The organism is Cnuella takakiae (assembly GCF_001953305.1).
Lineage (GTDB): Bacteria > Bacteroidota > Bacteroidia > Chitinophagales > Chitinophagaceae > Flavisolibacter > Flavisolibacter takakiae.
In genome coordinates this window covers 1,705,995-1,718,739 of sequence record NZ_MTFE01000010.1, presented here as the reverse complement: position 1 = coordinate 1,718,739, position 12,745 = coordinate 1,705,995, and the positions used below count along the sequence as shown (strand labels likewise).

The following is a 12,745-nucleotide window of genomic DNA, read 5'->3' as shown; positions in this document are numbered from 1 at the left end:
CCATGGCTAAACAGAATAGCGGGTCAAATACAATTCAAAACCCGGAACAAGATACACCTTTAGCTCGCTATAACAAAGCGCCAACGCTTACAACCTCAGATATTCAGAATGAAGTTTTGCAGACGGATAATGAGCTGCCTAGTTTCTGGAAGAATGTATTTATTCCTACGTGGGATAATAAGCCTCCAGAGGTGCCTGCACTCCTTACCCTCAGCGGTACTCCAGTACTTACTTACCAAAACCTTCTTTCTATTATTGCCCTCCCTGGGGTTGGTAAAAGCAGTATCGGGGAAAGCATCGCAGCGAACATCCTGAATCCTGAGGCTGATACATTAGGCTTTGCTGTTTCCTTATTGTGTGGGCGCCTGCTATTCGTTGACAACGAACGCACGACAACAGATGTATGGAATAGCTTTTACCGGATGTGTAAACGGGCAAGCATTGCCCCAGGAACTATCATCGACCGTGTTATGCTGGTTGGCCTTCGATCCATTAGCCGGGCAGCAGAACGTAAGAAGATAATTGAGCAGATGCTGCAGGAAAACCAATATGGTATTGTGATCATAGATGGTGCGGGCGACCTGGTGGAAGATGTCAATGATTTAGCACAAGCTATTGAGTGCCGCATTTGGCTGCGAGAGATGACCGTAAAGCACCAAGTATCGATCATCACCACCCTGCACCCAAACCCCGGTATAAATGCAAGCAAACCCCGCGGGCACCTGGGATCCGAAGTGTGCCGGGAGTCTGAATGCGTACTACTGGCAAAAAAGGTGGATGAGGCCACCCGCATCATTACCACCGAATTTGAAAACGGTAAGAACCGCAACAGTGCACCAATTACCAGCGCCTACAGATGGTGCGATGATGCCGGGATGTTTATAACTACTGATGCATCAGCTGTAGCCGGGACCGGAGCAACCCGCAAAAACAACAGTCAGGCAAAACTTGAACTGTTGGCCCTAAAGGTGCTGGCTCCCCCCAAAGCCCTTTGCTATTCGGATTTGTGCAAGGCAATTACCGAGACGGGAGGCTATGCTGCACAAACAGCAAAAACCAAAGTCAAGGAGATGAAATCAGCCGGGCTAATCGATGTCCACCCGGACGGGTTTTATAGGCAAGCAGCCTGACAGGTATTAGGTATCAACTAGGTATCAAAAGGTATTATTTAATACTTGAGGAATGGTATCGATTGGTATCACACCCTATATATAGGGTGATACCTGATACCTGATACTAATACCCCCACCTACACACTCTTTATTCATCTTGACACTCCCCCAAATGAGTACCCTCACTTACCGCTATAGCCTTGACAAAACCAGCAAAAAGCACAACTGCCCACAATGTGGCCGGAAAAGGTTCGTCCGGGTAGTTGATTCCGAAACAAAAGAATACCTGCCAGACCACATAGGCAGATGCGACCGGGAAGGAGGTTGCGGTTACGAATACAAATGGTCCGAATGGAAGAAGGAAACAGGAAACGACCGGCCGCAAGCCTGGCAGCAGCGATCAGCGCAGGCACCCGAACCGGTACAGCCGGTGGACTTTCTGCCAGGGCATTACCTATACCAATCACTCCGCAATTATGAGCAAAACAACTTTCACCACTTCCTCACCTCACTATTTGGTGGCAGGATAGCCGGCAAGCTTTGCGAGGAATACCTGATAGGCACTTCCCGGCACTGGAAAGGCGCCGCGGTATTCCCCCAAATTGATACAGCCGGCAACGTGCGGCAAATCAAAATCATGCTACACAACCAGGCAACCGGCAAACGGGTAAAGGAAGGCGCCACAGTAGAGCAATACAACCGGTTTACCCGATCCTTTGACACCATCACAACAGAGCGGCCATGCTCCCTTATTTACGGCAAATACATTGACGGAAGCACCAAAGCCCTAAACCTGCAGCAGGTCTTTTTTGGGCAGCATTTGCTTGCTGAAAGCACAAATGAGCAACGGGTGTGCATCACGGAAAGTGAAAAGACGGCCATTATAGCAAGCGTTTACATGCCCGGCTGCGTATGGCTTGCAACAGGTGGTGCCAGCGGTTGCCGGTGGCGTGAATACGAAACCTACCAGGCACTAAAAGGACGCTCGGTTACCTTCTTTCCCGATCATGGCATATTCAACAAGAAAACCGGCAAAACCTGCTACCAGGAATGGTGTGACAGGGTGGACCGCATTAGGGAGGCTATACCTGGCCGGTTCCGGGTGTCCGACCTGCTAGAAAAACGGTTAGGAGAAAACCTGCAGGATCAGGATTTAGCCGACCTGCTTTTAATCAGGGATCAAACGGCAGGTGTAGCACTTACAGATGCTGGTTACCCGGTAATGTGGGATTACAATACAGAAGTAAAACAGTAAAACCATGTACCCCAACTGGAAACAACTACTCCGCCGGATGAAGCTGGAGCACATCAAGGCCAAATCCCCCGGCTTCTTTGATCTATCCGGAGGCTATGCACTCAAGACAAAGCCATACAACGATACAACCTCCAACGGGCTCACAACAGCAATAGAAGATTTTATCAACTTCCTGCCCCATGGCGAAGCTTCCCGCACCAACACAATGGGCATGCCCCGGGTGATGAATGGACAGGTTAAATGGACCAAAGGAAACACCCGGAAAGGAATAGCCGATATCCGCGGCACCTACAAGGGTCGTTCCCTATCCATCGAGATTAAAATAGGTGCAGACCGGCAGAGGGAAGCCCAAAAGAAGGAGCAACAGCGCATCATATCTGCCGGCGGCTTTTACTGGATCTGCAAAACCTTTCCCGACTTCCTCGCTCAATGGGAGGCTGCAGGCTTTGAGGTGCCACAATACCAAAACGTTCCATCAATTGTAAACAACAACAAAAAACAGTAACCATGCCTTTTGAAAAAGGAAAATCAGGAAATCCGGAGGGCAGGCCCAAAGGTTCCGCCAACAAAGCAACAAGCAAGATCCGGGAATTGATGAGCGACTTCCTGGAAAAGAACTTTCCAGTCATCGCAGAAGAATTCGAAAAGCTGGAAGGCCGCGATAAGGTTAAGGCTTACACCGACCTACTGCCTTATGTGATGCCCAAAATGCAAAGCATATCCAACGAGATCGATCTAGAAAGGCTAACCGATGAACAGTTGGATGAATTGTATAACCGGATTGTAAAAGGATCCAACAACTAAAAGCTTATGAAAGCAAATAATAGAAAACAAAAGATTGAAACACTCCGCGCACTCATAGAGGGCAAGAAGAGCATCACAGACCTGCAGCCAACAAAGAAATACCAGTGGATGTGCGAAGACGGTATGTACACCCTTTGGCCAGGTAAGCCACAGCAACAGTCAGAACCCATGAGCGAAGAGGCTTTCAACAGGTATTGTGATGAAAACCCCGGGATGCATTTTATAATCAAGTAATCAATCAAAAAGTACCAATATGAAAAGTCGACCAGTATCTAGAAAAGAAAAACTCCAAGCGCTTAAAGACCTGCAAACAGGCAAGCTTAGTATCAATGAACTAAGGCCAGAGAAGGTTTACTTCTGGAATTGTGATGATGAAGTATACTGTCGTTGGCCTGATGAACCCGCAACAACAAGCAACCCGATAACAAGGCAGGAATTCCAGGAGTTCCACGACAACAACCAGGGAAAACACATCGTCTTCGTGAATGTAAAACCTACGCACCAAACAACGCTTTAATCCAAACCCTCACAAAACAATAAAACAAGCTAAAATGAAACTATTATTCCAGTTTGAAACAGCAGGCCGTACTATCCTTGTTGAATACGACGAAACCACCCGAAAGATCAAGCCCCGTGCACAAGATGGCCAACCCATCCCGGCTATCTTTCCCCGGACAGATGGCAACTATGTTGAAAACAAGGAAGTGACCCGGTTTTGCCTGGGTGCTGATCTGGTAATCATCTTCCCCCGGACAAACTACCCCTATGCGGTGCAAAGCATTGTGCCTAACAGTAGCCAATGTGCCGTTGCCCAGCCGCTGCCGGCCAGCATCCCGGCTATTGAATGGGTAAACAAGGACCAACCGCAGCCCTTTGTTGATAGTAACCTGTTCCTTGATGTTGATGGTGTGCGAAAACTTGAAAGCTATATCAGCGAAGCCGGCACCATGGATGCGCCAGCAGGTTCAACAATAACCGTACAGCAGCCCATCTTTGAAGGCCTGCCTGGTTTTTACTGGTTGGCAGTAACCGATCTAACCACTGAGACCGTGCTTTATAAAGCCACCAGCAACGTGTCCAGCTACCCTGCCATTCCCAATACATTCACCTTTATCATCCAGGAGGGCCATAGATACCGCATAGAAGCGGTTGCATCCGAGTTTGGCAACATTGTACCGCCTACCAGCCCAAATGCCCCAGAACGGCTTATTTATCGCCTTCAATGGAGAAACTTTGAGGAAACACTGCAAACCGTTGACATTATCGATACATCAGAGAAGAACCCGACAGCAGTTGACAAGATCATTCCTTTGGATGGAGCAGGCAATGCCTTTTCGGTTTCCATTGTTGACAATGAAGAAAGCCCATTTACACCCATTAGGGCGAAAGAGGCAATCATTCGGTTTCTCGGATCCGAAGAAGTGAACCTGTCCAATTTTGGAGAGGGAGAAGATAACCGGTGGTATGTGGTACACTACACCAACAACGTGCAGGTGCCAACCTTCCAGGGCTTCCTCACCTTTTCTGATGCAATGGAGCCCTTTCTGCCTTACCCTAATGAGGTACAGCTGGTAGCAACCGATGGTTTAGGCTTACTGAAAGATGTGCCCCTGACGGACAAAGCAGGCAAGAACCCAAAAGGCACTTTTACTCTCATTCAGTATGTGGCCTGGGCACTGCAAAAGACCGGGTTGGAGTTGGGAATAAACCTGGTGCACAACCTGTGGGAAGAAAACAACCCCGGCCTACCCATGTATGCAACCACCTATTTGGATGCAAAAACCTTTGAAGATGAAGTGGGCACTTCTATTTCCTGCTATGAAGTGTTGCAAAGAATATTGGGTGAAGATGCATTCTTGCAGTTCAATGGCGGCAAATGGTGGATTGTAAGGCCCGACGAACTTCAAGGTGGCACATACAAGGTTTGGAAGTTTGACAGCGCCGGTGCCCTTATTCCCAGTATCCTTACCCCTAACCCGGAAATGATAGAGCCGGTAAAGCTCTTGGGGTTTGATGAAAAAGTAAGCTGGATTAACGAACAGCAAAACGTTATCTACAACCGGCCGCACCGGGAAGTAAAAGAGGTGTTCAATTATGAATTCCACAAAGAATTGGTTGATAACATCAATTTCAGCCGGGGTGCAATGATCATCCCCATGGGTGGGCAGGATTGGAAAGCATACCAGGTAGAGGATTGGACAATGAAAGCTGGGTTTGCCCATTCACCCAATACCATCACCTCACAAGCCTATATTAAGCGGGTATTCTTTGAAGGGTACGAAAAAGAGCGCTACCTAGTGTTTACCCCACAAACCAATCAGGTGCCCAATAGCAACCACATTGAAAGCAACCCCATCCCGATAGAAGCAAAAGACCGGTTCACAGCAAGTATCGACTACAAGCTGAAACAAACCGGCAGCAACTACGGGCAATCTGTATTCGTTATGACGGTAAGGCTTGCCGGCAATGATGGCACTTTCTGGTGGTTAGGTCGGGTAAACGATAAAGAAACATGGGTACAGGCTGGTGATAACTGGGGCAGCCAAAGCGCTACAGCACAAACATTCGTTGACTATACTGATCCTGATTGGGCTACCCTTACCTGGAAAGCCCCGGCCTCCCCGGTTGGAGGCTTGGTGTACCTCACCTTGCACACCTTGAATGTTCGCCCTGATTTCTCGCAGGATAACACCGATGTGTTTTACCAAAACCTTCGCTTCACCTACGATCCATACATAAACGGCGGTTATGCTGAATACTCAGGGCAGTATAATAGGGTTTTTCAGGGTGGTAAATACCAGTCAAAACACGAACAGCAGGTCTATGTATCAGACAGCCCGAGAAAGCTGTTTAAAGGGGCTCTATTGAGGAAAGACGGCACCGGCAAATATCTGCTTGCAGGAAAGTTCACTCACCCGGCTTACCCTGGCTTCAAGCAGCCATTTGGCTGGTGGCAGGCTATGGCGGTATGGTATGCGAAGCGCCGGGTATTGTGTCTTTTTGAAGGGGATACGGACGGATTGAACCTGCCAGCGCCAGGGGATTGCATTCACCAATGGCAAATAACGGATATCACAGCGCAGACCAAAGGCAAAACATTCATGTTACTGCATTACGACATGAATTTCACTGATTGCTCCGGCCAGGTGGTATTACATGAAATATCCGACAATGCACACCCCAAAACCTTTACCGGCCCTCATGAGTTCAGGTATTTGGAAAGAAGGTAAACCTTAAATACAAACCGGCAGCTAACTAGCTGCCGGTTTGTCACACCCATATAATTAAGATGGTCATTTGAAGGCTAATAGTAAATAGCTTCCTTGACAACCTTTTCTATGAATTACACGAAGAGATCATACAGGCATTGAAAATAAAGCTTCCAATTACCGTGTTATGATCAATTGCTTCGATTCTTGTTTTGTACCATCAACAATTAAGTTGTAGGTATAAGTACCCGCTGCCAATGCTGTAGTATTTAAATTTATTTGACTACTACCCTTTGCATTTAGCTTTACTTGTTTTATTAAAGCTCCTTTCATGTCTGTGACTAGCAAAAAAACCGATCTGCTACCTTCTGGCACATTGTAGGAAATGACAGTTGAGCTTTTAGAAGGGTTAGGAATCGGATTACCGAGTTTTGCACTGCTCAGGCTTGCAGAAGTTGTGCTAATTCCAGAAAGCTTATTTACAATAGCTTTTAAGTCCTCAATTTGTTTTTGCTGTTCTGCTACCTGTCTCATAAGGTTTTCCGTTTGCTTTCCTTGCTCTTCAATTTGGCTTTGCTGCTCCTGCATCCCCTTAACTAGCACCGGAATCAATTCAGTATAATTGATGGCTTTGTAGGCAATTTTCTCTTGGGATCCTGTTACTGGCGGCAATACTGCATTCTTTCCTGTAGAATCATAGCTTGCAGGTGCAAGGGTGAACATAGGGTCAAATTCAGAAGTGTGCACCAAAGTTGGCAGCACTTTTTCTACATCCTGTGCCAATAGCCCAAAATGCTTTCCTTTTGGTAAATTCATCTGCGCCATTGCGCCATCGTTTCGGAACTCGTAAGATTTTGGCTCTAGTTTATTGATAATGTCAAGGCCCTCAGGAAGATTCTTGATGTTCTTTTTCAAGTTTTTATCGGAGGCGCTGAAATAGCCATTGCTGCTAAAGACTTTACCAGAGAAATACCCTGCAAAAGCAGTGTCGCTTTCGGTAGTTCCAAAAATACCATGTGAAAACTTTGAAGATCCTAGCACGCCTAAACCGTTATTGCTAGTCCCTCTTACACCAACACCAATAGTTTCATTAAAACCATAAACCCCAGAAGATCTCCTAGCGCTATAAATATCTAAGTATGAATAACCATAGCTTCTTCCATAAACACCTTCGGTATTTCCTTCAGCATGAAGTCCCCTACTTTCGAATTCCCAGCCTCTACCGTTATAAATTCCTTTGGCGAAAATTGGATAAGTGCCTCTTACGGAAATTCCTCCATAAGGTCCAGGAAGGTTGATGTAAGAATCTTCCCCAGTAATTTCCACTTCTCCACCCTGAATCATTGTTTTACCTCTATTACCTGAGCCATCTCCAGAGTTGGCAATAATTCCTCCATATTTAATACTTAAACTCCCTGTCAAATCGATACTACCATTGTCCATAATCAACGATCCGTTTTCAGAATGAACACCACCGGTTAGAAACATGTTGCCGCCTACAGCTACTAGTGCATCAGGTGGTATTGGCTTTTCTGCTTCCTTTTCATACTGGTCCATATTGATGTACAACTTGGAACTGTTTAGATTCATCGTTCCTGCAGGTGATGATATACCAGTTGAAAGCACAACCTGCCCGTTATTGAGGCGCACAATTCTTTCGGTTGCGGTTTCGCTTACTAACAATTGGTTGCTATTGAAATTCAGACTACCATTACTTCCAATACTGAATCTTTCTTTTCTTGTGGCACCATTCGCACCTGTAAAAAATGCAATTCGGGTAGGCACACTACCAGCAGTTGGAGCTCCATCTGCAATAAAATCTATGGAAGCAGGAACTTGAAATGATTTCCCATCGAACGCAGCTGGCAGGATGCCAAACAACTTATCCTTATCTACTACCGGAAGGGGTGCTCCCAGTGTTCCACGTGATCGTTTACCCATAAACACTGGTCGCGAATCAGGTGTGTTGGTAGCCATGTTAACTATGAAGTCTGCGCCACCTATTTTATCTTCTGCAAAGCCTGTAAACATGGTTCCATCTGCCAGCCATGGAGCTGAAGGCAAAGAGCCATTGTTGTGAATGGTAAGTTTACCTGCACTTTGGTAAGTTCCAATACCAACATTGCCGTTTGCTTGATCAACATACAGTTGTCCACTGTTGAAATCAATGTTTCCGCTATTTCCAATCTTAAGACGCTCTTTTCTTGTAGTTAGATTGGCGCCAGTTGACATAGATATTCGAACAGGCACATTCCCGGCTGACGGGGTGCCATCAACAAAAAAATCGATGGTTGCAGGGTTCTGGAATTGGGTGCCGTCGTAACCAGATGCTTGTATTGAAGTAATAAAGTCGTTATCAATGACGGCTAAGGGGTTTGCAAGTGTTCCTCTTGCTCTTTTGGCCATGTAGTTAGCTCTAGTGGTCCTAGCGTCTGATGCCATGTTGATGATGTAATCTCCATTACCTCCCGTGGCTTCTGCAAAGCCTGTAAATAGCGGTGTTCCATTATTCACCCATACTGCAGAAGGAGTACTTCCATTATTGACCAAGGTTAGCTTTCCTCTCAAAAAGCTGGCACCCACCGCTATTCTGCCGGTAGTAGGATCAATGCGCATTCGCTCTACGTTGTTTGTGATGAGAGTTAGTGGAATGGAGTTGGTAGTTCCCAACTTGGCAGTGCCAACACCGTTTGAATTCCCAGCAAGACTCCAGTAAGGCGTTGTGTTTTGCCCGTAAAGATTAATTGCGGCAACAGCCGATAGCACAGACAAGAGTAATTGTCGTTTCATGTGTTTTGGTTTTGTATTAGGTTGTTATAGGTTCTTATAAAAAATCTTAAGCCTTAGTAGGTTGGCAAGCCAGGTGCACATGCCAACAACGTTCTAGACTGTATTTCAAGAAGCAATTACATTATTTATACATACGTTTAACAGGCCCCGAATTTGGCCTAATCAGATAAACTTTAGCATTTTAAAGGATTGGAAATGAATTGCTTAGGGGAAGGAAAGAAAGCTAAAGTATGAAATAAACTGTTTCACCTTGAGGTCAGAACATAAACCAGTATAACCGACAGCAATTTTTGGAAATTCTAGGCCAGCAAACCATATGAAGGTGTATTGTAATATGAGGAGCGTTAGTCAATAAGATTCATTAAGTCACATGAGTTTCTATTATCGTAAGTAATAGGCAACTTGAATACAGGCACTTCTAATACTATTTAAACTAGCTCAGCAATAGATCGAAAAATAAACACAAAAATATTTGTAATAAATGTTTACAGTTATTACATTTGATTCAAATAAAACCGTTTGTTATGCCTATTAAAAAACAGATTGACATAGAATTTCCAGAAGCTTTCACTCAAGCAGCTGGAACAGCCTGGGCTTTAAATTCTTACCAGTTTTCCAATATCCAAAAAAGGGAGAAAGAGTGGTTCATGGGGCAACATGGAGAAGCTGTACTAGCTTATTCTTTCAATGATCCTATTCCTACATACGTGATAGTGACCAAGTTAACGAGGAACTCGCATGTTAATCATTTACTGAAATGCCAAGCAGCAGGCTATCGGTTTATCGCTCTAAGGGATTACAGGCTATACGAAAGCATGCATCCAGTATGTAGCCGGTGTATAAAGAAACTGGAGTGTTCTCAAATAGGTAAAGGATGTAGTGGCTTGGCAAAAGCTTATCTTTTCAATGGTGATCAGTTTGGGTGTTACTCGGGGCCAGAGGACATAAAAGTGGGGATTACAGCAGACCTTTTGAAGCCTATTGAAAGATTTCGACTGCAATAAATAACACTACTTGTTTTACAATCTTAACACGATAAAACCTCTGCAAATGGTTATCAAGTGCATACTTAAAGGGAGATTGGATAGCAAAGACCGACTAACAGTAACTATTAGGGTAACCAACGGGAATGTCAGAAAATTTAAATCAACAAGGATAAAGGTTCGAGCCGATCAGTTTACAAATGGTAAGGTTGTAAATCATCCACAAGCTCGCCATTTAAATAAAATTTTGAGCAAGAAATTAGGGGAAGTAAAGCGTTTGCAGGATATACCAGTAGATGAGGACACCCTAACAAGCTTCTACAAATACGCTTGGCACTGTATCAGTCTTTGGTCAATAAAAGGCACTAAAAAAGAAACAACCATCAACCAATATCTAAGCAAGCTTCGAGTGTTAGAATCATGGTATCCAGAACTAGATATAGAAGATATTGATAAACAATGGTGCGAAAACCTACATATTAAATTGATAACTGAAAAGTTGAACAACAATACAATTTGGAATTATTTCAAAACAATATCATTGATTCTCAATAAAGCTATCGATGATGATATAATCAAGCGCAATGAGGTTAAGCATTACAAGGAAAAACCAGCATATAAGGATCCAAATAGAGCCTACCTAACGAAAAAACAAATAATTGCTTTAGAGCAATATGCTGCTATTGCAAGTCCTAACCGGAGAATTGCCACTCTTTGGTTTCTTATTGGCTGCTATACGGGGCTAAGACACTCCGATATGATTTCCTTTGACAAAAACAAGAATATCATTGATGATCGCCTTGTAAAAGAACTCGTCAAAACAAGAAACATGGTCAGCTTACCGATTCGCGGTAAGATCAAGCAGCTATTTGAGGCCGTTCAATGGCAACCCTTACGTGTTCAAAATAGGCCATACAACCTATTGCTTAAAAAAATTGCACAGGATTGTGGTATTGAACAAAATATTCCCTGCCATACTTCCCGCCATAGTGCCGGCATGATGCTGGCAGAGGCTGGAGTGAGCATAGAGCTCACTGCTGCCATTCTAGGTCATACCGATACAAAACATACAAGGGTATATTACCACCTGACAAATAAGAGGGTAGATGAGGAAATTGGAAGAATAATCGATTAGTGTAACCCCAAACAGCTCAAAATAAATAAACCCAATTAATTATTAACAATAATATTTGTAAACATATATTACTCAATTTGCCGCTTCTTGTATACTTTTAAACCATGGCAAATCAAGACTCTACAAAGAAATCTACTCAAAAAGGTACAAAAGAAGGTGAAGAGCGTGCCACCTTTATTATCAAAACAGAATTATTAGAGAAAACCAAAAATGTTGCTTATTGGGACCGGCTAAAAATCAAAGATGTTATAGAAACTGCTTTGACAGAATACTTTGCCAAGTACGAAAAGAAAAATGGCGAAATAAAAACCAGGGTTGTATAGTTGGATAGTATAGAGATAATGGAAAAGGATTCAAAAAAGGCTTTTAACCCGTTTTAATTCCTGCTACGTTGATCATAGAGCTTCGTGGCCCAATCAACAAGCTTAGTTTTGTCTTCAATACCTACTTTCTGAGCGTCCATTAGGCTCATTTTACTAAACTTTTCTGTAAAGGGTTCCAGCTCAATTCTAAATACAGCCTGCCAGTAAGGAGGAGAGTCCATTGATTCCAGCCGGTCTTTTAATGCTTGCAGGCAACTCTCGCTTTGCAGGAGGTTTTTGGTAGCTATTGTGCCTAAGCTGTGTGTGCCTCCAATGCAAATCACGGCAATATTCCTATCAACGTTATCCGGATGAAAAGTGTTGGGCATCATGGAAATCACCAAGAAATCTTCCAGCAAAAGTCCATCTGCAGGGTTCACTTTGGGAAGTATCAACTGCTCTTCACCTGTTTTCAAGCCCCAGTTAGGTATTTGCTCTCCCTTTTGCCCTTCCTTACCTTTTGCATGGTAGAGACGGTCACCAGGATTGCCAAAGCGCATTATTTCAGCTTCATCCAATGCAAACTGGTAGGGTGTAGTTACATATGTTGGTGCTTCCGGATCCATTCTAAAGCAAAGCTTCTTATCCGGGATGTTGTCATAGAACATAGCCGTTCTGATGGCATAGTTTGAAGTGGGTGATCCGAGTGCCAATATGTTGTTGGTGGTGCTCGCATTCAATACCTTATCCCACTGACGGTACCCAAACCTGCAATCCTTCATGTCTGCCTTTTCTTGGTTAAGAAATATAGGGCAGAAGGCTTCTGAGGCGCGGAGGGTGGCGGTGGAGAAGTAGTCGAGCAAGTCCGCGTCTTCTCTAATAGGCGTTTCCCTGCTTATCTTTTTGAGCTGTTCTTCAATGCGGGGATTGCTACTTGCAGGTACAATGGTGGTTTGGTAGGGAAGAATCCTGAAGATTTGCCTGATAAGCTCCTGGTTCTTTTCTGGTAAGAAATTATCATGCAGGCGCTCACTGAATTTGGTGATGATTACTTCTAGTGCATCGTAGTTCACGATGATACCTACAGTGCCAGTGATGTAGGCTGCTAGTTTGGCCAAAAACTCCCTTCTAAACATACAGTTGGTTTTGATGTTT

Annotated in this window: 12 protein-coding genes; 10 read left to right on the top strand and 2 right to left on the bottom strand. The window is 44.4% G+C overall.

Annotation, left to right across the window (positions count from 1 at the left end):
• Positions 1-2 precede the first annotated feature (2 nt).
• The 7 genes from BUE76_RS07680 to BUE76_RS07650 all read left to right on the top strand — a co-directional run bounded on the left by BUE76_RS07680 (position 3) and on the right by BUE76_RS07650 (position 6,401).
• Entirely contained in the window at positions 3-1,130 is a 1,128-nt protein-coding gene (locus BUE76_RS07680; protein ID WP_073043707.1) for an AAA family ATPase, read from the top strand.
• Between the two features lie 154 nt (positions 1,131-1,284).
• Positions 1,285-2,367, top strand: a complete 1,083-nt coding sequence (locus BUE76_RS07675; protein ID WP_073043705.1) for a DUF6371 domain-containing protein — start codon at positions 1,285-1,287, stop codon at positions 2,365-2,367.
• A gap of 4 nt (positions 2,368-2,371) precedes the next feature.
• Complete coding sequence (locus BUE76_RS07670) at positions 2,372-2,872, top strand: hypothetical protein (RefSeq protein WP_073043703.1); 501 nt, start codon at positions 2,372-2,374, stop codon at positions 2,870-2,872.
• Between the two features lie 2 nt (positions 2,873-2,874).
• Complete coding sequence (locus BUE76_RS07665) at positions 2,875-3,171, top strand: DUF5681 domain-containing protein (protein WP_073043700.1); 297 nt, start codon at positions 2,875-2,877, stop codon at positions 3,169-3,171.
• A 6-nt stretch (positions 3,172-3,177) separates the two neighbouring features.
• A complete protein-coding gene (locus BUE76_RS07660) occupies positions 3,178-3,405 on the top strand; it encodes a hypothetical protein (RefSeq protein ID WP_073043697.1) in 228 nt (75 codons plus the stop codon).
• A gap of 19 nt (positions 3,406-3,424) precedes the next feature.
• Positions 3,425-3,688: a hypothetical protein gene (locus tag BUE76_RS07655; RefSeq protein ID WP_073043695.1), complete on the top strand. Its 264-nt coding sequence runs from the start codon at positions 3,425-3,427 to the stop codon at positions 3,686-3,688.
• A 34-nt stretch (positions 3,689-3,722) separates the two neighbouring features.
• A complete protein-coding gene (locus BUE76_RS07650) occupies positions 3,723-6,401 on the top strand; it encodes a hypothetical protein (RefSeq protein WP_073043693.1) in 2,679 nt (892 codons plus the stop codon).
• A gap of 156 nt (positions 6,402-6,557) precedes the next feature.
• Here BUE76_RS07650 and BUE76_RS07645 read toward each other — a convergent pair whose 3' ends face one another.
• Positions 6,558-9,170 (bottom strand): tail fiber domain-containing protein, encoded by a 2,613-nt coding sequence (locus tag BUE76_RS07645; protein ID WP_073043691.1) that lies wholly within the window; start codon positions 9,168-9,170, stop codon positions 6,558-6,560.
• Positions 9,171-9,694: 524 nt separating this feature from the next.
• Here BUE76_RS07645 and BUE76_RS07640 point away from each other — a divergent pair.
• The 3 genes from BUE76_RS07640 (at position 9,695) to BUE76_RS07630 (ending at position 11,611) form a co-directional block, all read left to right on the top strand.
• Positions 9,695-10,174 carry a hypothetical protein gene (locus tag BUE76_RS07640; RefSeq protein ID WP_073043689.1) on the top strand — a complete coding sequence of 160 codons (480 nt, stop codon included), beginning with the start codon at positions 9,695-9,697 and terminating at the stop codon, positions 10,172-10,174.
• Between the two features lie 46 nt (positions 10,175-10,220).
• A complete protein-coding gene (locus tag BUE76_RS07635) occupies positions 10,221-11,288 on the top strand; it encodes a tyrosine-type recombinase/integrase (RefSeq protein WP_076026723.1) in 1,068 nt (355 codons plus the stop codon).
• Between the two features lie 104 nt (positions 11,289-11,392).
• Positions 11,393-11,611 carry a hypothetical protein gene (locus BUE76_RS07630; RefSeq protein WP_073043686.1) on the top strand — a complete coding sequence of 73 codons (219 nt, stop codon included), beginning with the start codon at positions 11,393-11,395 and terminating at the stop codon, positions 11,609-11,611.
• Between the two features lie 53 nt (positions 11,612-11,664).
• Here BUE76_RS07630 and BUE76_RS07625 read toward each other — a convergent pair whose 3' ends face one another.
• Positions 11,665-12,726, bottom strand: a complete 1,062-nt coding sequence (locus BUE76_RS07625) for a hypothetical protein (protein WP_073043684.1) — start codon at positions 12,724-12,726, stop codon at positions 11,665-11,667.
• Positions 12,727-12,745: the final 19 nt, after the last annotated feature.

Excerpts from the sequence above, each read along its gene's own strand:
- BUE76_RS07680 (WP_073043707.1), top strand. The coding sequence starts at position 3 with ATGGCTAAACAGAATAGCGGGTCAAATACAATTCAAAACCCGGAACAA.
- BUE76_RS07675 (WP_073043705.1), top strand. The coding sequence starts at position 1,285 with ATGAGTACCCTCACTTACCGCTATAGCCTTGACAAAACCAGCAAAAAG.
- BUE76_RS07670 (WP_073043703.1), top strand. The coding sequence starts at position 2,372 with ATGTACCCCAACTGGAAACAACTACTCCGCCGGATGAAGCTGGAGCAC.
- BUE76_RS07665 (WP_073043700.1), top strand. The coding sequence starts at position 2,875 with ATGCCTTTTGAAAAAGGAAAATCAGGAAATCCGGAGGGCAGGCCCAAA.
- BUE76_RS07660 (WP_073043697.1), top strand. The coding sequence starts at position 3,178 with ATGAAAGCAAATAATAGAAAACAAAAGATTGAAACACTCCGCGCACTC.
- BUE76_RS07655 (WP_073043695.1), top strand. The coding sequence starts at position 3,425 with ATGAAAAGTCGACCAGTATCTAGAAAAGAAAAACTCCAAGCGCTTAAA.
- BUE76_RS07650 (WP_073043693.1), top strand. The coding sequence starts at position 3,723 with ATGAAACTATTATTCCAGTTTGAAACAGCAGGCCGTACTATCCTTGTT.
- BUE76_RS07645 (WP_073043691.1), bottom strand. The coding sequence starts at position 9,170 with ATGAAACGACAATTACTCTTGTCTGTGCTATCGGCTGTTGCCGCAATT.
- BUE76_RS07640 (WP_073043689.1), top strand. The coding sequence starts at position 9,695 with ATGCCTATTAAAAAACAGATTGACATAGAATTTCCAGAAGCTTTCACT.
- BUE76_RS07635 (WP_076026723.1), top strand. The coding sequence starts at position 10,221 with ATGGTTATCAAGTGCATACTTAAAGGGAGATTGGATAGCAAAGACCGA.
- BUE76_RS07630 (WP_073043686.1), top strand. The coding sequence starts at position 11,393 with ATGGCAAATCAAGACTCTACAAAGAAATCTACTCAAAAAGGTACAAAA.
- BUE76_RS07625 (WP_073043684.1), bottom strand. The coding sequence starts at position 12,726 with ATGTTTAGAAGGGAGTTTTTGGCCAAACTAGCAGCCTACATCACTGGC.